At 71.1% G+C, this 22,495-nt stretch carries 24 protein-coding genes; 11 read left to right on the top strand and 13 right to left on the bottom strand.

Annotated features, from left to right (window positions below; genetic code table 11):
* Window positions 1-3 precede the first annotated feature (3 nt).
* The 3 genes from fabG to POF73_RS27480 form a co-directional block, all read right to left on the bottom strand.
* Window positions 4-765 carry a 3-oxoacyl-ACP reductase FabG gene (fabG, locus tag POF73_RS27470; RefSeq protein WP_272120688.1) on the bottom strand — a complete coding sequence of 254 codons (762 nt, stop codon included), beginning with the start codon at window positions 763-765 and terminating at the stop codon, window positions 4-6.
* A gap of 177 nt (window positions 766-942) precedes the next feature.
* Window positions 943-1,392 carry a DUF3037 domain-containing protein gene (locus POF73_RS27475; RefSeq protein WP_272120691.1) on the bottom strand — a complete coding sequence of 150 codons (450 nt, stop codon included), beginning with the start codon at window positions 1,390-1,392 and terminating at the stop codon, window positions 943-945.
* On the bottom strand, window positions 1,389-2,153 hold the full coding sequence (locus POF73_RS27480; protein ID WP_272120694.1) for a HipA family kinase: 765 nt from the start codon (window positions 2,151-2,153) through the stop codon (window positions 1,389-1,391). Before POF73_RS27480 ends, POF73_RS27475 begins: the two co-directional genes overlap by 4 nt.
* A 221-nt stretch (window positions 2,154-2,374) precedes the next feature.
* On the opposite strand from POF73_RS27480, the gene POF73_RS27485 reads away from it, so the two are divergent.
* On the top strand, window positions 2,375-2,848 hold the full coding sequence (locus POF73_RS27485; protein ID WP_272120697.1) for a Rieske (2Fe-2S) protein: 474 nt from the start codon (window positions 2,375-2,377) through the stop codon (window positions 2,846-2,848).
* Here the strand turns inward: POF73_RS27485 and POF73_RS27490 are convergent.
* On the bottom strand, window positions 2,835-3,485 hold the full coding sequence (locus POF73_RS27490; RefSeq protein WP_272120700.1) for a cysteine hydrolase: 651 nt from the start codon (window positions 3,483-3,485) through the stop codon (window positions 2,835-2,837). The genes POF73_RS27485 and POF73_RS27490 overlap by 14 nt on opposite strands.
* 182 nt (window positions 3,486-3,667) lie before the next feature.
* On the opposite strand from POF73_RS27490, the gene POF73_RS27495 reads away from it, so the two are divergent.
* Window positions 3,668-4,129 carry a pyridoxamine 5'-phosphate oxidase family protein gene (locus POF73_RS27495; protein ID WP_272120702.1) on the top strand — a complete coding sequence of 154 codons (462 nt, stop codon included), beginning with the start codon at window positions 3,668-3,670 and terminating at the stop codon, window positions 4,127-4,129.
* A 49-nt stretch (window positions 4,130-4,178) separates the two neighbouring features.
* On the opposite strand, the gene POF73_RS27500 is transcribed toward POF73_RS27495, so the two are convergent.
* Complete coding sequence (locus POF73_RS27500; RefSeq protein ID WP_272120704.1) at window positions 4,179-5,081, bottom strand: LysR family transcriptional regulator; 903 nt, start codon at window positions 5,079-5,081, stop codon at window positions 4,179-4,181.
* A 74-nt stretch (window positions 5,082-5,155) separates the two neighbouring features.
* Here POF73_RS27500 and POF73_RS27505 point away from each other — a divergent pair, with 74 nt between their 5' ends.
* Window positions 5,156-6,145 (top strand): DMT family transporter, encoded by a 990-nt coding sequence (locus POF73_RS27505; RefSeq protein WP_272120707.1) that lies wholly within the window; start codon window positions 5,156-5,158, stop codon window positions 6,143-6,145.
* Window positions 6,146-6,508: 363 nt separating this feature from the next.
* Here the strand turns inward: POF73_RS27505 and POF73_RS27510 are convergent, their stop codons facing one another.
* The gene (locus tag POF73_RS27510; RefSeq protein ID WP_272120709.1) at window positions 6,509-7,840 is read right to left on the bottom strand and encodes an aminotransferase class I/II-fold pyridoxal phosphate-dependent enzyme; all 1,332 of its coding nucleotides are present in this window, start codon (window positions 7,838-7,840) and stop codon (window positions 6,509-6,511) included.
* Between the two features lie 35 nt (window positions 7,841-7,875).
* Here POF73_RS27510 and POF73_RS27515 point away from each other — a divergent pair, with 35 nt between their 5' ends.
* Window positions 7,876-8,559: a pyridoxamine 5'-phosphate oxidase family protein gene (locus POF73_RS27515; RefSeq protein WP_272120712.1), complete on the top strand. Its 684-nt coding sequence runs from the start codon at window positions 7,876-7,878 to the stop codon at window positions 8,557-8,559.
* Window positions 8,559-9,191, top strand: a complete 633-nt coding sequence (locus tag POF73_RS27520) for an FMN-binding negative transcriptional regulator (protein WP_272120714.1) — start codon at window positions 8,559-8,561, stop codon at window positions 9,189-9,191. Before POF73_RS27515 ends, POF73_RS27520 begins: the two co-directional genes overlap by 1 nt.
* A 43-nt stretch (window positions 9,192-9,234) precedes the next feature.
* Here the strand turns inward: POF73_RS27520 and POF73_RS27525 are convergent, their stop codons facing one another.
* The 3 genes from POF73_RS27525 to POF73_RS27535 form a co-directional block, all read right to left on the bottom strand.
* Window positions 9,235-10,176 carry a DMT family transporter gene (locus POF73_RS27525; RefSeq protein ID WP_272120716.1) on the bottom strand — a complete coding sequence of 314 codons (942 nt, stop codon included), beginning with the start codon at window positions 10,174-10,176 and terminating at the stop codon, window positions 9,235-9,237.
* 208 nt (window positions 10,177-10,384) lie between these two features.
* Window positions 10,385-11,389, bottom strand: a complete 1,005-nt coding sequence (locus POF73_RS27530) for an EamA family transporter (protein ID WP_272120719.1) — start codon at window positions 11,387-11,389, stop codon at window positions 10,385-10,387.
* Between the two features lie 189 nt (window positions 11,390-11,578).
* Entirely contained in the window at window positions 11,579-12,199 is a 621-nt protein-coding gene (locus POF73_RS27535) for a Clp protease N-terminal domain-containing protein (protein ID WP_272120720.1), read from the bottom strand.
* Between the two features lie 188 nt (window positions 12,200-12,387).
* On the opposite strand from POF73_RS27535, the gene POF73_RS27540 reads away from it, so the two are divergent.
* Window positions 12,388-12,555: a hypothetical protein gene (locus POF73_RS27540; RefSeq protein ID WP_272120723.1), complete on the top strand. Its 168-nt coding sequence runs from the start codon at window positions 12,388-12,390 to the stop codon at window positions 12,553-12,555.
* Between the two features lie 106 nt (window positions 12,556-12,661).
* Window positions 12,662-13,093 carry a type II toxin-antitoxin system Rv0910 family toxin gene (locus POF73_RS27545; RefSeq protein WP_272120725.1) on the top strand — a complete coding sequence of 144 codons (432 nt, stop codon included), beginning with the start codon at window positions 12,662-12,664 and terminating at the stop codon, window positions 13,091-13,093.
* Between the two features lie 111 nt (window positions 13,094-13,204).
* Here the strand turns inward: POF73_RS27545 and POF73_RS27550 are convergent, their stop codons facing one another.
* Window positions 13,205-13,822, bottom strand: coding sequence for a PadR family transcriptional regulator (locus POF73_RS27550; protein ID WP_272120728.1), 618 nt, complete (start codon window positions 13,820-13,822; stop codon window positions 13,205-13,207).
* A 176-nt stretch (window positions 13,823-13,998) separates the two neighbouring features.
* Between POF73_RS27550 and POF73_RS27555 the strand changes: the two genes are divergently transcribed.
* Window positions 13,999-14,808, top strand: a complete 810-nt coding sequence (locus POF73_RS27555; RefSeq protein ID WP_272120730.1) for a PhzF family phenazine biosynthesis protein — start codon at window positions 13,999-14,001, stop codon at window positions 14,806-14,808.
* A gap of 114 nt (window positions 14,809-14,922) precedes the next feature.
* Here POF73_RS27555 and POF73_RS27560 read toward each other — a convergent pair whose 3' ends face one another.
* The gene (locus POF73_RS27560) at window positions 14,923-15,723 is read right to left on the bottom strand and encodes a CPBP family intramembrane glutamic endopeptidase (protein ID WP_272120732.1); all 801 of its coding nucleotides are present in this window, start codon (window positions 15,721-15,723) and stop codon (window positions 14,923-14,925) included.
* Between the two features lie 194 nt (window positions 15,724-15,917).
* On the opposite strand from POF73_RS27560, the gene POF73_RS27565 reads away from it, so the two are divergent.
* Window positions 15,918-17,720, top strand: coding sequence for a substrate-binding and VWA domain-containing protein (locus POF73_RS27565; RefSeq protein WP_272120734.1), 1,803 nt, complete (start codon window positions 15,918-15,920; stop codon window positions 17,718-17,720).
* 127 nt (window positions 17,721-17,847) lie between these two features.
* Here the strand turns inward: POF73_RS27565 and POF73_RS27570 are convergent, their stop codons facing one another.
* Window positions 17,848-19,365 (bottom strand): glutamate--cysteine ligase, encoded by a 1,518-nt coding sequence (locus POF73_RS27570; protein WP_272120736.1) that lies wholly within the window; start codon window positions 19,363-19,365, stop codon window positions 17,848-17,850.
* Window positions 19,366-19,937: 572 nt separating this feature from the next.
* Here POF73_RS27570 and POF73_RS27575 point away from each other — a divergent pair.
* The gene (locus POF73_RS27575; protein WP_272120738.1) at window positions 19,938-20,549 is read left to right on the top strand and encodes a hypothetical protein; all 612 of its coding nucleotides are present in this window, start codon (window positions 19,938-19,940) and stop codon (window positions 20,547-20,549) included.
* Window positions 20,550-21,057: 508 nt separating this feature from the next.
* Window positions 21,058-21,264, top strand: a complete 207-nt coding sequence (locus tag POF73_RS27580; RefSeq protein ID WP_334313627.1) for a DUF5999 family protein — start codon at window positions 21,058-21,060, stop codon at window positions 21,262-21,264.
* 156 nt (window positions 21,265-21,420) lie between these two features.
* On the opposite strand, the gene POF73_RS27585 is transcribed toward POF73_RS27580, so the two are convergent.
* Window positions 21,421-22,455 (bottom strand): endo-1,4-beta-xylanase, encoded by a 1,035-nt coding sequence (locus POF73_RS27585; protein WP_272120742.1) that lies wholly within the window; start codon window positions 22,453-22,455, stop codon window positions 21,421-21,423.
* Window positions 22,456-22,495 lie beyond the last annotated feature (40 nt).

Below are 22,495 nucleotides of genomic sequence, written 5' to 3' on the forward strand. Positions count from 1 at the left end.
TTCCTAGTCGAGCGGTCCGCCGGCGACGTACAGCACCTGGCCGGAGACGAATCCGGCCGCCTCGCCCGCGAAGAAGGCGATGGCGTTGGCGATGTCGTCGGGCTCGCCGACGCGGGCCACCGGGATCTGGGTGGCGGCCGCGGCCTTGAAGTCCTCGAAGCCCATGCCGACGCGGTCGGCGGTGGCCTTGGTCATCTCGGTGGCGATGAAGCCGGGAGCGACCGCGTTGGCGGTGATGCCGAACTTGCCGAGCTCCTTGGCAAGGGTCTTGGTGAAGCCCTGCAGGCCGGCCTTGGCGGCGGAGTAGTTGACCTGGCCGCGGTTGCCGAGCGCGGAGGACGAGGAGAGGTTGACGATACGGCCGAAGCCCGCGTCCACCATGTGCTTCTGACATGCCTTGGACATCAGGAAGGCGCCACGCAGGTGCACGTTCATGACGGTGTCCCAGTCGGCGACGCTCATCTTGAACAGCAGGTTGTCGCGGAGCACACCCGCGTTGTTGACCAGGATCGTCGGGGCGCCGAGCTCGTCGGCGATCCGTGCGACGGCCGCCTCGACCTGGGCCTCGTCGGAGACGTCGCAGCCGACCGCGAGGGCCTTGCCGCCGGCCGCGGTGATCTTCTCCACGGTGTCCTTGCAGGCGGCCTCGTCGAGGTCGATCACAGCGACCGCGTGGCCCTCGGCGGCCAGCCGTACGGCGGTGGCGGCGCCGATGCCGCGCGCTCCGCCGGTGACCACGGCGACCCGCTGCTCAGTGGTGGACATCAGTGACTCTCCTCAGGTGAGCGACCGCTTAGTACCTTCGATGGACGTGACGCTAGAAGTCCTGGCACGCGGTGTCAACGGCCACCGCGCTCATGTGATCCATTACCTGATCCGATCCCCGATCCGATCCTTCGATCCGATCCCTGATCCGATCCTTCGATCCGTTCCGTCGATCCGCTACTTCACCAGCCGGTCGAGCAGTCGCTCCGTCTCGGCCGCCGGATCGGTCGTGAGGCCGGTGTGCACGGGCCCGGGCTGGACGATCGTGGAGCGGGGCGCGATCAGCCAGCGGAAGCGCCGGCCGGCGTCGTCCCCGGCGGCCTGCCCCGCCCCCTCGCTGCCGCCGCAGACGCGCTCGACGGCGCCGAGTGCGGCCCGCACGCCGGCCACGTCCGCGTCCGGGTCGAGAGCGAGCAGCCGCGCCTCGTCGAGGTGGGTGCGGGCACCCACGTAGCCCTGGGCCCGGCAGTACACCAACACGCCCGCGTTGATGCACTCGCCGCGTTCGACGCGGGGCACGACGCGCAGGACGGCGTACTCGAAGACGTCCCGGTCGTTCGACTCGCCGCCCCGGATGATGTGGCGTTCGACCACATGGCCGGCCATGTGGACATGGCGCTCGCTCACTTGCCCTCCTCGATTCCGGTGACGCGCTCATGGACGTCGGCGGCCCGTGCCAGCAGCGGTCCGGCATAGGCCCGCCGGAGGTCGTCCGGGGTGTCGAAGCCGGGCTCGTCGGCCAGCCAGGCGTCCGGGATCTCGGCGGTCACCTCGGCGAGCAGGTCCTCGGTGACCTGCGGTGCCAACTCGGCGGCGGCGCCCCGTACATCGGGTGCGAAGGGGGCGAGGGCGTGGTCGGAGGCGTCGTAGGGGCGCGCCGCCGAGGCCGGTGCGCCGGGCCAGTTGTGGTGCCAGATCATGGTCGCGCCGTGGTCGATGAGCCACAGCTCGCCCTGCCACATCAGCAGGTTGGGGTTGCGCCAGGACCGGTCGACGTTGTTCACCAGCGCGTCGAACCAGACGATCCGGCCGGCCTCCTCGGCGCTCACCCGGAAGGCGAGGGGGTCGAAGCCGAGGGCGCCGGAGAGGAAGTCCATACCGAGGTTGGTGCCCCCGCTGGACCTGAGCAGTTCCTGCACCTGCTGGTCGGGTTCGCCGAGGCCCAGCACGGGGTCGAGTTCCACGGTCACCAGCCGGGGCACCCTGAGGCCCAGCCTGCGGGCGAGTTCACCGCAGACGACCTCGGCGACGAGCGTCTTGCGGCCCTGTCCCGCGCCGGTGAACTTCATGACGTACGTACCGAAGTCGTCGGCCTCGACGAGCCCCGGCAGCGAGCCGCCCTCACGCAGGGGCGTGATGTAGCGGGTCGCGATGACTTCCTTGAGCATCGCCCCAGGTTACTGGCGCGGGGGCGGTGGCCCGGGTCGGCCGGGGCCGGCGGCGGCCGGTTCGCGCCGACAGCGGACCGACAGCTGCGGACAGTGAACCGACAGCTCCGCTTTACCCATCCGTGCGCCGGACAGGGCCAGGATTCCCCCATCGTCTGAACAGCCGGTCCACACGGACCGTATCCCTCGGCAGATCACGAATGACCGGAAGGAACGTCAGCATGACCAGCGAATCAGTTCAGCCGGTGTCGAAACCCAGCCGCCGTTCCGTCGTGGCGGCGGTCGGCGCGGCGGGGCTCGCCGTCGCGCTGACGGCGTGCGGGTCGGAGGACGACGCGTCCGGCTCGTCCACCGAACAGGGCGCCGCCGGCGGCGGTGCGACCAGTGCGGCGGGTGGCGGCGCGGGTGGCACGGCGCTCGCGAAGACCGCCGACATCCCGCAGGGCTCGGGCAAGGTCTTCAGCGACCAGAAGGTGGTGGTCTCGCAGCCGGCGGCGGGCGACTTCAAGGCCTTCTCGACGATCTGCACCCACCGGGACTGCCCGATGATCGACCTCAAGGAGGACACCCTCTCCTGTTCCTGCCACGGCAGCCAGTTCTCCGTGCTGGACGGCAGTGTGAAGAAGGGGCCCGCGACCGAGCCGCTGGCGGCCAAGCAGATCAGCGTGTCCGGCGACTCGATCACGCTGGCCTGACCCGGCCCGAACGCTTGAAGCAATCCAGCACCTCGTCCGTGGTCGCGACCGTGGCGACCAATGCGAGGGTGTTGCGGATCATCGCGGGGGTGTAGTCGGAGGGCACCCCCGCGATGGCGTCCTTGGGTACGACGGCCGTGTAGCCGCGGTTGACGGCGTCGAACACGGCGTTGGGGACGGCCACATTGGCCGAGACACCGGTGATCACGAGCGTGCGGCAGCCCAGGTTGCGCAGCAGCGCGTCGACATCGGTGCCCTGGATCGGCGACAGCCCGTGCAGCCGTCGTACGACCAGGTCCTCCTCGGCGACCTCGATCGGCGCCGCCACGCGGACCGCCTCGGTACCGGACAGCTGTTGGACGGGGAGCCGTTCGGCGGCGCGGAAGAGGCGGGCGTTGTGGTTGGCGCCGCGGCCGTCGGGGCGGCGTTCGGCGATCGCGTGGATCACCTGGACCCCGTTCTCGTGGGCCGCGTCCACCAGCCGGGCCACGTTGGCCAGAGCCCCCGACGCCCTTGCCTCCTCGGCGAGTTGGGGCAGTGCGCTGTCCGGTCCGACGACGCCCTGCTGGCACTCGACGGTGAGCAGGACGGTGGTCGCGGGGTCGAGGAGTTCGCTGAGTTCGGCGTACGACGGCATGGATCCCCCTGTGACCGACGGCGACGTGGGCCGGTGAGCGTAGCCAGCATCGCGTGAGGACGGAACCACCATCACGTGTGGACGGAACCACCATTGCGTGTGGAGGGAAGACGACCCATCCTTTTCTGACGTGATGTCAGAGGATCTCTCCTCTGGCACGACGTGAGAGAAGAGGGGGCCGCATGACTGTCACTCAGCGCCGGGGCCGCAAGATCATGATGACGCCCGGCGAGCTGGACGAGTTCCTCACCGAGCAGCGCACCTGTCGCGTCGCCACCGTGTCCGCCGACGGCTTCCCGCATGTCAGCGCCCTGTGGTTCGCCTGGGACGGCAACTCGCTGTGGCTGTACTCGGTCGTCCGCAGCAAGCGGTGGACCGATCTGCGCCGCGATCCCAGGGTCGCGATCGTGATCGACACAGGCGAGGAGTACGAGAAGCTGCGCGGCGTCGAGCTGTCCGGCACGGTCGAGTTCGTGGGCGAGATCCCGCGCGTGGGTGAGCTGCGGGCCGAACTCGACGTGCCCGAGACCCTGTTCGCCCGCAAGAACTTCGCGATCGACGAGATGCCGCACGACGGGCGGCACGCCTGGATACGACTGACGCCCGCGAAGATCGTGTCCTGGGACTTCCGGAAGCTGGGGTAGGTGTGACCGGATTCCGGGTGCCGGAGGCCGCCGTATGGACGGCCGGCCTTCAGCCGATCCTCCCGGCCGCCGCCTGCAGGGCCTCCACCGCGGCCCGGATCGACGGGCGGCGGTCGGCGTCCGCCCGCCACACCGCGTAGATGTACCGGTGCACCCGGTGCCGCACGGGCACGGCCCGCACCCCGGGCGGCATCGGGTCGCGGCCCAGCCGGGGCGCGACGCAGACGCCCAACCCGGCGGCAACCAGCGCGAGTTGGGTGTGATGCTCCTCCGCGCGATGGGCGATCAGCGGCTCGATGCCCTTGGTGCGCAGAGTGTAGAGCAGCCACTCGTGGCAGAACTCGCCCTCGGGCCAGGCGACCCACTCGTCGCCCGCGAAGTCCTCCAGATCGACCTCGCTCCGGCCGGCGAGCCGGTGCCCCTCGGGCATGGCGATCTCCACGCGGTCGTCGAGGATCTGCGCCTTGGCGAGCCCCTCCGGCATGGGCAGGGGCTTGTTGTACCAGTCGAGGACGACGGCCACGTCGGCGTCGCCCCGGATCACCGCGTCGACTCCGCGCTCGGGCTCCAGCTCCCGCGACCGCAGGCGCAGCGCCGGGTGCTCGGCCCGCAGGGCGGCGAGCGCGGCCGGGAACAGTCCGCGCAGAGCCGTGGGGAACGCGACCAGCCGTAGCTCGCCGACCACCTGCCCGCGCTGTGCCTCCAGATCGGACTGGGCGAGCTCGACCTGCGACAGGATGCGGGCCGCGTGCTCGGCGAGCAGCCGGCCGGCGTCGGTGAGCCGCACGCCCCGGCCGTTCTTGGCGAGGAGTTGCTGGCCGATCTCGCGCTCCAGCTTGGACATCTGCTGCGACACGGCGGACGTCGTGATGTGCAGCCCCTCGGCGGCGCCGCTGACCGAGCCGTGGCGGGCGAGGGCGTCGAGGGTGCGCAGGCGCTCCAGATTCAACATGTAAGCAATGCTACGAGATACCGGGCGAAAAATCTCGGTTGTGCTACGAGATCGTGTGTATCAGAGTTGCCGCCATGACCACCGCTTCCACCGCCACCGCCTCCGCGCACTCGGCGAACTCCGCGCACGCCTCGGGCTCCTCACACGACACGGCCGCGACCGCAGCCGTCGTCCGTTCTCGCCCCCGTGGCCGCCTCGACTGGCGGCTGCGTTTCGCCGCCCTCTCCCTGATCTGGGGTTTCAGCTTCCTGCTCATCAAGGTGGGCACAGACGGATACGTTCCGTTCCAGGTCACCCTGGGGCGGCTGGTGTTCGGTGCGGCGGTGCTGGCGGCAGCGATGCTGGTGAAGCGGGAGCGGCTGCCGCGCGGGTTGCGGACGTGGGGGCATCTGGCGGTCGCCGCGCTTCTGCTGAACGCGCTGCCGTTCTCGTTGTTCGCGTACTCCGAGCTGACGATTCCGTCCACGCTCGCGGGGATCTGCAACGCGACCTCGCCACTGTGGGGCATGGCCCTGTCCCTGGTCGCGCTGTCGGAGGACCGGCCCACACGGGTGCGGGTGGCCGGGCTGGGGATCGGGTTCCTCGGTGTGCTGACGGTGCTCGGGGCATGGCAGGGCTTCCATGGGCTGGACGTGACGGGTACGGCGATGGCGTTGCTGGCGTCGTTGAGCTACCCGATCGGCTGGATATACGTCCGCCGGACGCTTGCCGGGTCCAGTGCGTCGCACCTGTCGCTGACCGGGGCGCAGTTGCTGCTGGCGACGGTTCAACTGGCTGTTGTCACACCGCTGTTCACCTCCCTCCCGACACAGCTGTCGATCGTGCCCCTGCTGGCGATCGTGGCGCTGGGGGCGCTCGGGACGGGACTCGCGGTGTTGATCCAGTACGGCTTGGTCGCGGAAGTGGGGCCGACCACGGCGCAGATGGTCACCTACTTCATCCCGGTCATCGCCACGGCTGCGGGCGTTGCCGTGCTCGGGGAGTCCCTTGCCTGGTCGACGCCCGTCGGGGCCGTGATCGTGCTGGCGGGCGCGGCGCTCACCCAGGTGAAACGGCGCGCCTAGGGGGTGATTTGAAAGTCCCGTGCGGTGCCCGCGCCCGCCGCGGCAGCGGCTGGTGTCACAGCCGGTGCGTGCCCTCGGCGTGCCGGACGAAGGCCCTCGTAGCGGAGCTACTTGGGCCTTTGGCCGGTGCGGCGAGTGGGGGCACCTCCCACGCCCTTAAGGCAGTGGGGGAGCGTGCCGGGCGCCGCGGGTGCTGTGCGGGACTTTCAAAACACCCCCTAAAGGCTGTTGCAGAACGACGATCACAGTAGGATCCGGCCACCCGCGGCAAGATCAACTGCCCGATTGTGCGCCGATTTCCTCCGTCCTGACGGGGCCTTCGAAGCAGCTTTCTGGAGATCGGTCCGAGTTCTGCAACACGCTTTAGACGTAGCTCCTCGTCGGACCCGGGCCCACCGCCGTTGCCACCGCCTCCGCCAGGGGGGCCGCCTCCTCCTCCGTGAGGGTCGAGGTGGTGATCCTGATTCCGGGCCGTGAGCCCGTGCGGAAGCGGGCGCCCGGCGCGACCGCCCAGCCCGCGTGGAGCAGGCGGGACACCGCGCCGGTCTCGTCGGGAACCGGGATCCAGACGTTGAGGCCGCTGCGCCCATGGGCCTCGACTCCGCGGTCGGCCAGCGCGTCGATCAGCAGGGCGCGGCGTCTGCCGTACGTCGCCGCCACCTGCGCCGGGTCGACGGCACCGTCGGTCCACAGCCGCACCACGGCCCGCTGGACCAGGCGGCTCACCCAGCCGGCGCCGAGCCGCTGGCGTCCGCGCACCCGGTCGACGGTGGTCTCGTCGCCGGTGAGTACGGCGAGCCGCAGGTCGGGGCCGTAGGCCTTGGCGACCGAGCGGACGAAGGCCCAGTGGCGGGTGATGCCGGCGAGGGGGTGTACGGGGAGGTCGACGATGCCGTGGCCGTGGTCGTCCTCGATCAGCAGGATCTCGGGATGGTCCCGGAGCACGGTGCGCAGGGCACGCGCGCGTGCGGCGCCGACCACGGCGCCGGTGGGGTTCTGGACGCGGTCGGTCACGATCAGGGCGCGCGCCCCGGAGTCGAGGGCTCCCCGGACGTCGTCGGGCAGCGGGCCCTCGTCGTCGACTCCGACCGGGGCCATGCGCAGCCCGAGCGCCGGGACGAGGTCGAGGAGGCTGCCCCAGCCGGGATCCTCGACGGCGACGGTGTCACCGGGCTTGAGGTGGGCCACGAGGACGCGCTCGATGGCGTCCAGCGATCCCGAGGCGACCGCCAGCGGCCCTTCCGGCACTCCGTCGGCGCACAGCTGGGCCCGCGCGATGCGCGCCAGCTCCGGCTCCACGGGGTCGTCGCCGTAGAGCACCGGATCCCGGTCGGACTGCTCGGCCGCGGCCGCGAAGGCCTTCGCCAGCGACGGCAGCAGCGCCGGGTCGGGGTTGCCGCTCGCCACGTTGCGCACACCTTCGGGCACGTCCACCCGGACGTACTCGCGCCCGGTCGTGGCGGGCCTGGGCCGCACCCTGCTCCCCCGGCGGCCCGCGGTCTCGATCACCCCGCGCTCCCGCAGGACGCGATAGGCGGCGGCGACGGTGTTGGGATTCACTCCCAGATCGGTCGCCAACTCCCGCATGGGCGGCAGCAGTTGCCCCGGCTCCAGCTCCCCGGAACCCACCGCACGCTCGACGCTCGCCGCAATCTCGGCTGCGCGCCGCCCTTCGATCCGATATCCTCCTAGCACAAAGTATATTATGCACTAGTGCAATGGAGAGCGCAATGCAGGGGATCCCGCAGCCGACGTCGCCGACCGCCGCCTACACGCCGACCGACCGCACCGTCCCCACCCGCTCGGCGGACCGGGCGTCGTACGACAAGGAACTGGTGCACGCGATACTCGACGAGGCCTACGTCTGCCATCTCGGCTTCGTGCGCGACGGGGCGCCGGTCGTGCTGCCCACACTGTTCGGGCGGGTCGGCGAGACGCTCTACGTGCACGGCTCGACGGGCTCGCGCCCGCTGCGGATGACCGGCCAGGCGGACCCGGGGCTGCCGGTATGCCTGACGGTCACGCATGTCGACGCGCTGATCCTGGCCCGCTCGGCCTTCCACCACTCGATCAACTACCGGTCCGTGGTGGTGCACGGCATGGCGTACGACGTGACGGACCCGGAGGAGAAGCGGGTCGCCCTCGATGCCCTGGTCGACCATGTGGTGCCCGGCCGGGCGGCCGACTCCCGCCCCGCCAACAAGAAGGAACTGGCCGCCACCGCCGTGATCCGCCTCGACCTCGACGAGGTCTCGGCCAAGCTCCGCACCGGCGGCGTGAACGACGAGCCCGAGGATCTCGCCCTCCCCCACTGGGCCGGCGTGGTCCCGCTGCGCAAGGGCTACGAGGCGCCGATCGGCGACCCGGACCTGGCCCCCGGCACCCTGCTCCCCGACTACCTCGGAACCCTCTGATGCTGGTCCACCCCTGGGACGCGCCCCGTGACGACGCGGAGTGGCAGCAGTGGCTGGCCGTCCACGACTTCGGGCAGCTCGCCGTCAACGGCCTGGACGGCGAGCCACCGCATGTCCAGCCGCTGCACTTCGTGTACGACGCCGAGCACGGTGAGGTCGTGACGCACCTGGCCCGCCCCAACCCGATATGGCCGGCGCTGCTGGCCGACCCCGAGGTGGTCCTGAGCGTGGTCGACGACTACGTGTACGTGCCCGGCCCCTGGCAGGCGGCACCGGAGGACCCGCCCGAGCATGGCACACCGACCAGCTTCTACGCAGCGGTCCAACTCCGGTGCCGGGCCCATGTCGTGGACGACCCCGCCGAGAAGGCCGAGCTACTCAATCGCCAGGTCGGCCACTTTCAGCCGGAGGGCGGTTCGGCACGCGTCGCGGTGGGCGAGGTGCCGTACGGCCGCATGCTGTCCGGGCTGCGCGGGGTGCGGCTCGAAGTGACAGGCGTACGGGCCAAGTTCAAGTACGCGAATCACCGGACCGAAGAGGTCAAGGACAGGATCGCGGCCAATCTGGTGCAGCGCAGCGGTCCGCGAGACGCTGCGGCCCGCGACCACCTGCTCCGTCGGCGCACGGGCTGAGCGAGGGGCCCGACACCGGAGCGGTGCGGGCCCCTCCTCGGCGTCAGGCCGGCAGCGGCTCGCGCCTCGCCCCGCGTGTCTCGGCCACCGCGAGACCGGCGACCGAGCCCAGCATCAGCAGGGTGCCCGCCACGGTCGGCGCCGTCAGATGTTCGCCGAGCAGGACGACGGCGAGCACCGCCGCGCCGACCGGCTCCAGCAGCATGATCACGGAGACCGTGGCGGACCGCACGGCGGCGGCGCCCGCGAAGTAGAGGGCGTACGCGAGGGCCGTGGGTACGGCCGCGATGTACGCCAGCAGCAGGCCGAGCCGGACGGGATCGGCGGTGTGCGGCACGAGCCCCTCGGCCCAGGCGAACGGCAGCAGGCACACGCTGGTGACCGCGAAGGCCCACAGGGACGTGCCGGCGGCGTCGGCCCCGCCGTCGCGGCCCCACTTGCGGGTCAGCAGGGTCATCACGGAGTACGCGCCCGCGGAGACCAGGGCGATCAGCACACCCCACGGCCGTACGGTCGTGCCCCCGCCGCCGAGCGCGAGCACCGCGAGCCCGGTGAGCGCACCGGCCACGGCCGCGACGCCCCCGCGGCCGAGCCGCTCCCCCAGGGTGAGCCGGGCACCGAGCGCGATGAACACAGGACCGGCGCCCAGGGTGACGACGGTGCCCACGGCGAGGCCCGTGGTCTCCACGGCCGCGAAGTAGGCCGTCTGGAACACCGCGAGCCCGACACCCGTGACACCGGCACGCAGTGCCTTGCGGCCGAGGGGCTCGGACACGGCGCTCCGCGTGCGCGGACGCAGGAGGTGGACGGCGAGCAGCAGCACGAAGCCGACGGCGCAGCGCCAGAAGGAGAGGGCGATCGGCCCCATGTCACTGGTCAGGTAGACCAGCGACGCGGCCGCGCCCGCGGTGCCCCAGGCGGCACCGGCGATGATCAGGTAGAGAAGGCCTCGCCCGATGGGCAGGCCGGAGACAGTGTTCGACACGAGTTGTTCTCCGCAGACGCGCGAGTGCGCGGAAGTTCTGGAGGAGCCCCGGTCAGCGGGGTCCGTGGACTTCTTCTGCGGGCCGCACCGTCGCGCCCGGCGGTGCGCGGGATTCGGATCCCGTCAGGCACCGGGGCCTGGCTTCCGGAGGGCCCGCCTCAGGCGGCCGGAGGCGGAAGAACGAGTGTCGTCGGCATGATTGCGCAGCTTAGGCGACGTTTCCGCGGGCGGACAATTCGCGCTCCGGGCCACCGCTCGCCACCGGTTCCGGCGAGCCCTTGGCGGGCGCGGACGACTGGGCGATGAAGGCGCCCGCCAGGACGACCGCGCCGCCGATGATCTGCGGCGCCGAGAGGTGCTCGCCGAGCAGGAACCAGGCGAGGACGGTCGCGATGACCGCTTCGAGGCAGGCCACGACGCCGGCGACCTGCGGCGAGAGCCGTCGTACCGAGACCACGCCGGTGACGTACGCGATCACCGTGGCGACCAGCACGATCCAGGCCAGCAGCAGGGCGGCCGCGACCGGGGTGCCGTTCATGTGGGCGGTGTCCGAGAGGACCGCCCAGTCCATGTTCCAGGGGCGGGCCACGACGGTCAGGACGGCGGTGCCGATCAGCAGGCCGTAGGCGATGACGCCGAGCGGGTCGGGTGCCTGGTCGCCCGAGTCGCTGCCCTGGTCGGACAGGACGAAGTAGCCGACCTGGCAGCAGGCCGCGCCGAGGGCGAGGAGCAGTCCGAGGGCGTCGAAGCTCAGGCCCGACCAGACCTCCACGACGCAGGCGAGGCCGCCGACCGCGAGGACCACGCCGAGCGCCGCGGCACGCGTCACCGGCCGCCGCTGCACGAACCGCACCCAGCCGAGGACGAGGGCGGGCGCCAGGTACTCGACGAGCAGCGCGACACCGACCGGGATGCGGGAGATCGAGGCGAAGTAGAACGCCTGCACCCCGGCCACGCCGAGCAGGCCGAATCCCGTGAGCAGGGCCGGGCGGCTGCGCAGCAGGGCACGGTGGCGCACGGCGAGCGGCAGCATCACGAGGGCGGCACCGGCCACGCGCAGCCACACCACGTGCAGCGGGTCGAGCCCCGCCTCGATCAACGGCTTGGCCGCGACACCGGATCCCCCGAAGGCGACCGCGGAACCGAACGCCAGACCGAGCCCGACGCCCTTGCCGTGGCCGGCCTGACTGCTCTCAGATATGCGCACGGGCACATGATGACAGGGGACGACAGGAGCGTCACCCTCATTGACACCTGTCTCACCGAGTGGACGGCGGCGCCGGTTGTGGGCGGTGCGGGCAGGCGGAGTGAGTGGGAGGCGGCGCGTGGCGCCGGACGCGGGAGGCGGTGCGTGGTGCCGGACACGGGAGGCGGTGCGGGCTCGCGAGGGCCGTGTGCCGGTCTAGCGGGCGCTGTCGCCGCCGACGTAGTCGTCCCGCCTGTCGCCGCCGACGTACTCGTCCCGTGGCTCGTCGATCCGAACCCGCAGCGCGTTCGCGTCGATGCCGGCGCGGGCCAGGACCTCGACGGCGCGTGCCTGCGGGTCGGTCACGATGGCCGCGAGCAGGTCGACACCGCGGGCCTGGGTGTCGCCGCGCAGGGCGGCACGTCGGCGGGTGTGTTCCATGGCGGTCGCGGCCAGCGGGGACAAGCCCTCTCCGTCCAGCACCACGGGGACGGCACCGGAGTCCTCGACGGCGCCCTGCCAGCGCAGGCCGTAGCCGATGGTGCGCTGCACGAGGTAGCCGAGGAGGCGGGCGATCTGGGGTCCGTCGCCGAAGACGGCGTACACGTCGGGGTCGCGCTCCAGCAGGGAGTGCAGCAAATGGGCCGTGTCGATCTGCCGGTCCCCGTCCCTGACCGCCCGGCGGCGGGCACCGGCGATCACCGCTGCCAGCTCGTCACTGAGCCTGGCAGCGTCCGCCGCGGCGTCCGGGCGCCGGCAGTCCTGCTCCTGGGCCGACTGCCGGGGAATACGGGGTTGCACATCCCCCACCCCATCAGCCGCTTCGAGCCAGGTCATCCGCGGCAGGAAGCATTTTGGCGTCCCACACAGAGTGGACTCGGCCGCCCGGGATCTCCTCCTTACGGATGAGATCACGCCGCACGACCCTGAGGGGCGCGCGCCCATTTGCTCCGCGCCGTTACGCAACCATGGCGCTCCGTCGCACGTCCCACAGGGGCATGGAGAGCGGGTACAGGTGCTGGCTGGTGGCGTTACCGGCCATCGACGGCAGACAGTACGTCTACCGGGTGTACGCCCCGGAGGACGCCCTGCTCGCCGACCTGTTCTGGGAGGCGTGGCACTGCCATGAGGAGAGCGCGTTCCCGCGCGCGTGGGACCTGTTCGACGCCGCGGTGATACGGCTGGTGGGCTGAGACGGCCCGGCATCTCCACACTTCCTGACGGTTCATCAGTATTGAATGTTCCAGGCCCCACGGCTACGTTCCGCGACACCGTAGCCCGAGTCGAAGGGGTGGTCGCATGGCCGAAGTCAGCGCGGAGTCACGTATCGAGGCACCGGCCGAAAAGGTCTGGGCGCAGCTGACGGACTGGTCGGCGTACGGACAGTGGAACGCCACCCACACCAGCTTCCCGGGCGGCGGCCCCGCGGCCCTCGAAGTGGGCGGGACCTTCCAGGAGAACATGAAGCTCATGGGGTTCCCGGCCGAGGTCGAGTGGACCATCGAGGAACTGGAACCGGCGCGGGTGATGGCCATCCGCGGCAAGGGTCCGATGGCGGTGACGGTGGCCACGCGCTACACGCTGACGCCGGACGGCGGCGGGGCCACGGGCGTGCGCATCGACGGGGAGTTCACGGGTGCGGCGGTGTCGTTGATGGCGGGCAAGCTCAAGGACTCGGCGACGGCGGCGCTGAACGAGTCGCTGCGCAAGCTGGCCGGATTGGTGACCTGAGCGCAGCCACGGCGGCCTGAAAGGCACCACGTCAGACAGGTGGGAAGGCGCCCTGCGGAGCTCTCACTCCACAGGGCGCCTTCAGTCACGGCGGGGAGGCCGCCGGCCTGCTCAGTCCTCGTCGGCGAGGATCAGGTACAGCTTCTTGCGGGCATCGTTGATGACGGTCAGCGCCTTGTCGCGCTGGTCCTTGTTGCCCGTCTTCCAGACCTGCCCGAACGCCTCCATCAGACCGAAGCCGGCCTGACGGATCTCGCCGAGCGCCTCCCAGTCGACGCCACGGGTGGCCTCCTCCCAGGGCGCCTCGGGGCCGGTCTCGGCGGCCTCGCGGCCCGACTCGGTGAGCGAGAACAGCTTCTTGCCGCCCTCGCTCTCGCTGGCGATCAGGCCCTCGTCCTCCAGCAGCTGGAGGGTGGGGTACACCGAGCCGGGGCTGGGCTTCCACGCCCCGCCGCTGCGCTCGGCGATCTCCTGGATCATCTCGTAGCCGTGCATGGGGCGGTCCTTCAGCAGGGCGAGGATCGACGCGCGTACATCACCGCGCCGCGCCCTCCCTCGGGGTCCCCCCCGTCCCCGCGGCCCCCAGGGGCCGGGCCCGAATCCGGGCCCTCCGAAGCCGGGGCCGCCGCCCGGGCCGAAGGGCCCGAAAGCGCCGCGAAGCCCTTCGAAGTCGCCCCGGCCGCGGTGACCGTGCCCACCGTGTCCACGCTCGAATCCATGGGAACGCATGGCAATCACTCCATTCCATCGTTGTTCATCGCTGATCTGTCGCGATGCCTCAACGATATATCGGAATAGTTCGGGTGACAAGAGCCGGCGACAGAGCGAGCGACCCGCCGAAATCGGTCCAGCACCCCCGGATTGGCCTTGGCGGCCCTCTCCTCAGGCCCTCTAGCGTCGGCGCCATGAGGATTCGAATCGTCGATGCCTTCACCGACCGCCCCTTCGCCGGCAACCCCGCCGGGGTCCTGCTGCTGGACGGCTTCCCGGAGGACGACTGGCTCCAGAACGTGGCCATGGAGGTCAACCACGCCGAGACGGCGTTCGCGCACCGGCTGCCCGAGGGCGGGGAGGCCGACTGGGCGCTGCGGTGGTTCACTCCCGTCGCCGAGGTGGCGATGTGCGGGCACGCCACGCTCGCCACGGCCCATGTGCTGCACAGCATCGGCACCCACGAGGGGCCCGTGCGGTTCGCCACCCGCAGCGGCGTGCTCGTCGCGACGCCTCGCGAGGACGGCTCCATCACCCTGGACTTCCCGACCGCCCCACTCACCCGGGCCGAGATCCCGGACGGGGTCGCGCAGGCCCTGGGCGCCGAGCCGCTGGTCGCCTTCGACACCGGCCCGAACGTCGGCGACCTGCTCCTCGAACTCGCCGACGAGAAGACGGTCCATGCCCTGACCCCGGACCTGAAGTCGCTCGGCGCCTACTCGGAGCGCGGCATCATCGCCACCGCCCGCGCCGAGGACCCGGCCCGGGGCTACGACTTCGTCTCCCGCTGCTTCTTCCCGAACGTCGGCATCGACGAGGACCCGGTCACCGGCAGCGCCCACACCGCGCTCGCCCCCTTCTGGTCCGAGCGCCTCGGCCGGCCCGGACTCACCGGCCTGCAGGCCTCCCGTCGCTCCGGCCGCGTCCGCACCGAACTCCGCGGCGACCGCACGCTGCTGAGCGGTCGCGCGGTGACCGTCATCGAGGGCGAGTTGATCGCCTAGGCGGGACGCCGGGCCGGCACGGCCGGGCAGGACGAAGGGGGCGTACGAGACCGTCGTACGCCCCCTCCTGTGCGGCCCTTGCGCGGCCCCCTTGTGCGCCCCGTTCGTCAGGGCTCACGCCGTCGGCAGCCAGTCCACCTTCCCGGCCAGCAGCGCATAGCCCACGAACGCTCCTATGTCGAGCAGGGAATGCGCCACGACCAGCGGGCCCACCCGGCCCCAGCGCCGGTACAGGTAGACGAACACCACGCCCATCGCCATGTTGCCCAGGAAGCCACCGATGCCCTGGTAGAGGTGGTAGGAGCCGCGCAGTACGGAACTGGCCACCAGTGCGGTGCCGGGTGTCCAGCCCAACTGGCCCAGGCGGCGCAGCAGATAGCCGACGACGATGACCTCTTCGAGGATCGCGTTCTGCAGGGCGGACAGGATCAGCACCGGGTACTTCCACCACACGGCGGGCAGCGCCTCGGGCACGACGGTGAGGTTGAAGCCGAGCCCGCGAACGGCCAGGTAGAAGGCGATTCCGGTGCTGCCGATCACCGCCGCGATCGCCGCTCCGCGACCGAGGTCCGGCCAGGGGCGGGTGCGGTCGAAGCCGAGGGTGCGCAGACTCTGTCCCTCGCGCATCAGGAAGTGCGCGACGAGCGCGACGGGGATCAGGGCGGTGGTGATCCCGAAGAGCTGCCAGGCGAGATCCAGCCAGGGGCGGCCCGGTGCGACCGAGGCGTTGAGCGTGGCCGCCTGGTCCTTGAGGCCGCCGGGTTTGGTGACCGAGCCGACAAAGCTGATCAGGGCGGACACACCGCTCGCACCGAGCGAGAGCCCCAGAACGAGCAGCGTCTCATCACGGAAGATCCGTCGCGAGGGTCGCTCGTACGGAAAAGATTCGGCCACGGGGCCTGCCTCGCCCTGCACACCTGCCTCCAGTTGAGTAATCCCGTCTCATCCACCTCGCTGCCCCGCTAGGGTCTCGAAAGCAGTTACGAAGACCGTGCGCGACAGGCCGTTGGGGGGACGGGCGCCGTACGGGGCGTACCGCCGCTTTGCCTGCCACACGGCCGGATCCCGGCACGGGGTTCAGCAGGGCAACAGGGAGGGGCACCACCGTCATGGGACGTCACAGCTTGCCCGATCAGTATGGGGCGGGCCGCAGCGGCCCCCGCCGAAACGACTCCCGTCGAAACGACCCCCGTAGCAGTGCCCGCCGCCGTACGGTGGCCATCGCGACGGCCCTCGTCCTGGCGGTCGCCGGCGGTACGGCCGCCGCGGTGAAGGGCGGACTGCTCTCCTTCGGCTCCTCCTGCGAGGACGATCCGGTACGGCTGACGCTGGCCGCCTCGCCCGACCTGGCCCCCGTCCTCGAAACCGCGGCGCGACGGGCCCGGGACGCGGAGCTCAGCTCCGACGGGCGGTGCGTCGCCGTGACGGTGAGCGCCCGGGAGTCGTACCGGGTCGCGGACACTCTGCTGGCCGACAAGGACCCCGACGCCCAGGTCTGGGTGCCGGACTCCGACCTGTGGGTCCAGCGGCTCGCGGAGGACGGCGGCACGGCCGAGGTCTCCACGGTGGGCCATGTCGCCTCCTCACCGGTCGGGGTGGCGATGGTGCCCGCGGCCGCGAAGTCGCTGGGGTGGCCGAAGAAGACGTACGGCTGGCTGGAGCTGGCCGGTGCCGGGCTGCGTGACGACTCCCTGCGGCTCGGCGCGGCCGACCCTGCGCGCAGTGCGACGGGGCTGCTCGCGCTGGCCCGGGTGAGCGGGGCCGCCGCCGAGGCCGAGGGCGGGCGGACCGAGGCCGCGGCGATGATGAAGGCGCTGTCGCAGCGCACCTCCGACGGCGACGGCCAGGTCCTGGCCACGCTGCCGCGCGACGCCTCCGGCGCAGAGCAGGGCAACCCGAAGCGCAACCAGGCGCTGATCGTCAGCGAGCAGACGGCGTACACGTACAACTCCGGGACGGACGGCGACGCAGGCCTGGACTTCTTCTACCCGAAGGACGGCTCGCCCCGGCTCGACTACCCGTACACCCTGCTCGACCAGACCGGCCTGACGACGGACGAGAGCCGGGCGGCGATCCGGTTCATGAGCTATCTCAGTGACCCCCGGCAGCAGGCGCTCTTGGAGCGGCACGGCTTCCGGACGTCCGACGAGGACGCGCCGGACGCGCTGGTCACCCGGGCCGGCGGCAGCAGCCCACAGCCCTACGCGGAGCCGGCGGACCGGCCGGCCTCGGCGACCGCGCTCCAGGAGTCGCTCGGCGTATGGACGATCACCGTGCAGAACGCACGGATCACCACGGTCGTGGACGCCTCCGCGTCCATGGCGGATCCGGTGCCGGGGGCCGGTCGGTCGCGGATGGACGTCACCAAGGCGTCCCTGCTGCAGGCCCTCGCCACGTTCACGTCCGAGGACGAGATCGGTCTGTGGGACTTCTCCACCAAGCTGGACGGCGACAAGGACTACCGCGTCCTGGTGCCGACCGAGCGGCTCGACGCCCGGGCGGGCAAGGGCACACAGCGCGACCGCCTGTCGGCGGCGTTCAACGACCTGGCGCCGGTGCCGGACGGGGCGACCGGCCTGTACGACACCACGCTCGCCGCGTACAGCTCGGCCACCGGCTCCTACGCCAAGGGCAGGTTCAACGCCCTGGTCGTGCTCACCGACGGCGTCAACGAGGACCCGGACAGCATCTCCCGCTCCGACCTGGTCGCCCGGCTCCAGCGCCTCACCGACCCTGCGCGCCCGGTTCCCCTCATCATGATCGCCGTCGGCCCGGACGCCGACCGCACGGAGGCCGACCGGATCGCCAGGGCGACGGGAGGGTCGGGCCACGAGGTGACCGACCCGTCACAGATCCAGTCGGTGATCCTCAAGGCGATCGTGGCGGCGGCATCACCGGACGGGCAGGACTGACGGAAGTTCCCCCGACGGCCGCCCTGGTCCTCGGCCACGGCCGGCGGCCGTCCGGCCCGTCGCCCCCGGCCGGCGATCATCCTGCCCTTCACTCCCGGGCGGCGACCGTCCGCCCTCGCCCCGGCCGTCACCCCAGCGGCACCGGCTCCAGCAACCCCACCGGCCATGTGTGCACCGGTTCCCCGCCGTGCATCAGCTCGCGGTACCGCCGGGTCGTCGCCGCCAGCGCCGTGTCCCGGGACATCCCCGACTCCAGTGCCCGGTGGAAGGTCGCCGCCTGCCAGGACGCGCCGTTCATGCGCCGGCGGCAGCGCTCCTCGATGACGCCCAGGTAGAGGTCCCGGTCGGCCGGTTCCACTCCCCACGCGTCCAGGCCGACCTCGGCGAGCGGCAGCAGTTCGTCGCGTACCAGGCTCACGGCGTCGACCTCGGTGGTGCCGCCGTACCGCCCGCGCCGGGGCCAGCGCAGCCGGGCGTCGATGCCGTGCCTGCACGCCTCGTCGAAGTTGGCGGCCGCCGCCTCGAAGGGCAGCCGGGTCCACACCGGGCGGGACTCCTCGGCGAGGGCGCGGACGACGCCGTAGTAGAAGGCCGCGTTGGCGATGACGTCCGTGACGGTCGGGCCGGCGGGCAGCACGCGGTTCTCCACGCGCAGGTGCGGGACGCCGTCGGCGACGCCGTAGACCGGGCGGTTCCAGCGGTACACGGTGCCGTTGTGCAGGACGAGTTCGGCGAGTGTGGGGGTGCCCCCGGCGTCGATGACCTCCAGCGGGTCCTCGTCGTCGCAGATCGGCAGCAGGGCCGGGAAGTAGCGCAGGTTCTCCTCGAAGAGGTCGTGCGCCGAGGTCACCCAGCGCTCCCCGAACCAGGTGCGCGGCCGTACGCCCTGGGCCTGGAGCTCGGGCGGGCGGGTGTCGGTGGACTGCTGGAACAGCGGTGGGCGGGACTCGCACCACAGCTCGCGGCCGAAGAGGAACGGCGAGTTGGCGCCCACGGCGACCTGGGCCGCGGCGATCGCCTGGGCCGCGTTCCAGACGTCGGCGAAGCGGCCCGGGGTGACCTGGAGGTGCAGTTGCACGGAGGTGCAGGCGGCCTCGGGGGCGATGGACTTCGACGTGCACGTCAGGCGCTCGACGCCGTCGATGTCGAGCATGAAGTCCTCGCCGCGGGCCGCCACGATCTGGTCGTTGAGGAGGGCGTAGCGGTCGACGGCGGAGAGGTTCGAGGAGACCAGGTCGTCCCGGTCGAGGGTCGGCAGAATGCCGATCATCACGATTCCCGCGTCGACCTCTCCCGCTTTTCGGTCGGCATATGCCAGGGACGTACGGAGTTCCTCGGAGAGCCGGTCGAATACTCGCCCCTGCAATCGATGTGGGGCGATGTTGACTTCCAGATTGAACATGGCGAGTTCTGTTTGGAAATCCCGGCTCGCGATCCGTTCCAGCACCTGCGCATTCAACATTTTCGGCATACCGTCGGCGCCGGTGAGGTTCAGCTCGATCTCCAGCCCCATGAGGTTCTTGGGACGGTCGAACCGCTTCTCCTCCAGCAGCCGCTCCAGACCCGTCAGGCACTGCCGCAGCTTGTCGCGGTAGTGCTGGCGATCGGACAGATCGAACCGACCCGCCACGACCTTCTCCCCCATCGAAGCGTCCCTCCTCGGATGGGCGGACCTCAGGACCCGCCCGGGAACCGTCCGCCGGGTCTCCCGGGCCAGGTGGGATGATGCCCAGCGGAAGCGATCGATAACGTCCCGCGCGACTCCGGGGGCCGCTAGTCTGTCGGACGTGACCGGAGGCACATTCACCAGGCATGCGGCACAGTGCAGTTTCGGACGGCTGACGAACTCGTGAAAAATGCCGACGACAATTGGCCGACCGCACTCGGGACATTCTTCGAGGTCATCGCCGTAGAAGCGACCGGGAACCGGGATGATTCCCGCATTTCAGCGGCCGAATGAACCCTTGCCGGGTGCACCGAAAGCGGTTAGATGAAACACCGTCTGAACACTCCTCGTATAAACTCCGCAATCAAGGAAGAGAGTTGGCGCCCGCGGTCCCAGGACCTGTCGTCCACGTGACGTACGGCAGGCTCCACCCACCCCCCTCGCGCCCCCGACCCCGGCCCCCGCCGCTCTGTCCTCCGTGAGCAGACAGCGCCGTCCGCCCCCGCCCCGCCCTCGCGCCACCGTGCCTGTCGAATGAGAGGCGACCCACCATGCCGCTGCATGTGCCCCCGGCTCCCGCGCCCGCCCTTCGCTCCGTCCTCACCGCGCTCGGCTCGCCCACCGCGGTCCTGGAGGCCCGAACACCCTCCCTGCGCGCCGCCCAGGGACCCGTCACCCCCGAACTCCCGCTGCCCGTCCATGTCGTGGACGAGATCACCCCGGCGGGCGTCTCCGCGACCCGGCTGGCCGGCTGGCGGTTTCTGATCCGGTGCGGCGAGCGTGCGGTGGCCGCGGCGGAGACCCGGCTCACGCCCGACGGCTGGGCGTTCTCGCACTTCTTCGAGGGCCCGTACATCGCGTCCACGGAGCGTGCGCTGCGCCAGGCCGAGGCGATGAAACAGCCCCACCAGCCGCGACTGCTGTCGTTCCCCGGCCTGTACATGCTCACTCTCTGGCTGCACGGCGACTGCACGGCGGACGGCGCCGACGGCCACCCCGACGCCGCCGATCTCCTGATCCCGCTGGCCCCGGCACCGCCCGGCATCGCCTCCCACCTGCCGCACCGGGTCGCCGACCTGCTCCCGGTGCTCACCCATCGGGCGACCCCGGCTCCGATGCCACCACTGCCGCCCCTCCCGCCACTGCTCGGCTCACCCGCCTGACAGCGCACCGCGCGAGCGCCTCCACACCCCGCCACCCTCTGCCGGGCGGCGGGGTGCGCGATTGTCCGGCGGCAGGACTACGCTCGTATCGGACAACCGGAAACGCACACGCGCGAGCCGTAAAGCGAGCGATTCACGGTACTCGTACGAGCAGGAATGCACTCGCCTGAGCACGAGAAAAACGCGTTCACGAGGAAGGTATCGCTCGCGCGAGCGATAATGCGCTCGAACGAGCTGCTCAGGCCACCGGCCCGCCCGGACTAGCCCCATCCGACCACGTCGAACCACCCGAAATGACAGTGGAGTTGGGATGAACCGTCCGAGCTCGGGATGCGTCATCAACCTGTAAGAAAGCGGTGCTGCGAAATCCCTGCGGATTGACGCCCGTGGGGCAACACTGGGTTCCGACCGACCAATCCAACGGGGGGCGGCCATGAACGAGTCTTCACGCCGCGAGACAGACACCACAGCCATCTCACACATCACGACACAGCGAAAGATCCCATCCATGTGCCAGCACCAGCCACCGTGCCCGTCAGCCGACTCCGCCGACCGGGAATCCGCCCGCCTCGCGGCGCACCACCCGGAACAGGGATGGAGCCTGCTGTGCAACGGTGTCCTGCTCTTCGAGGACACCGGTGAGCTCCTGCCGGACGGCCAGATCATCGCCCCACATCGTCCGCTGGGCTCCGCCAAGGTGGTGACCGCCGCATAACACCTCCCGGCGAACCCCGCCGGAGAGGGCCTGCACCACCGGGCGGTACGACACACGCCCGGCGTACTTCCAGGGGCCGGTCGCAGACCCTGACTGCGAGCCGGCCCCCACGTGCATCCGGGGACGATCACTCAGCGTAGCCGCCCGGTATCTGTCCTACTTCAGCGCCTCCCGCAGCGCGAAGTACGCCGGCTTCGGCCGCAGTTCCTCGTCCCACGGCAGCGCCGCGCCCTGGCCCGGGAAGAACGCCGGGATCCAGGAGTACTTGTCCGTGTAGTCCCACACCGTGATCCCCACACACCGGCGCACGGCAAGGCACGCCTCGGTCAGGTCCCGGTACCAGTCGGCCTGCTGGGCCAGCTTCTCCTCGGTCGCGGGCAGCAGCATCCGTACGTCGACCTCGGTGAGCGCCGTGTCGAGGCCGAGCCGGGCGAATCGGCGGAGGTTGTCCTCCAGTGAGTCCGGATAGCCGTACTGGAGCGCCAGATGGGCCTGGAGGCCGAAGCCGTGCAGCGGGACGCCCTGGGCCTTCAGCTCCTTGGCCAGCCGGTAGTAGGCGTCGCTCTTCGGGCCGATCGTCTCGACGTTGTAGTCGTTGAGGTACAGCCTGGCCTTCGGGTCGGCCTGGTGGGCCCAGCGCAGCGCGTCGGCGATGTAGCCGGGGCCGAGCGTCTTGTAGAAGACCGTCTCGCGGTAGGTGCCGTCCTCGTTGAACGCCTCGTTGACGACGTCCCAGGCGTAGATCTTGCCCCGGTAGTGCCGCACCTCGGTCTGGATGTGTTTCTTCAGTACGGCCCGCAGCTCGTCCTTCGTCCACTCGCGGTCGGTGAGCCAGCCGGGCAACTGGCTGTGCCAGACCAGGGTGTGGCCGCGCACCTTCTGGTGGCCCGCACGGGCGAGCCGCACGATCTCGTCGCCCTTGGCGAAGTCGAAGACGCCTTGCTCGGGTTCGGTGGCGTACCACTTCATGCCGTTGCCGGGGGTGATCTGGTCGAACTCGCTGCCGAGGAGCGCCTTGTAGGGCTCATCGACGAGTTCGGGGTTGTCGGTCGCGCTGCCGAAGTAGCGACCGTGGCGCTGGGCGAGGTCGGCGAGGGTGGGCTGCCCCCGATCCGCCTGGGCGGGCGTGCCGGTGACCGCGACCAGGACGGCCGCGAGGGTGCCGACGAGTCTGAGACGGTTCTTGCGCATGGTGCGACTCCTCACGTGACGGGTGGTGGGTGAGCCGTAC

It is taken from the genome of Streptomyces sp. HD, assembly GCF_028369295.1.
Classification (GTDB): domain Bacteria; phylum Actinomycetota; class Actinomycetes; order Streptomycetales; family Streptomycetaceae; genus Streptomyces.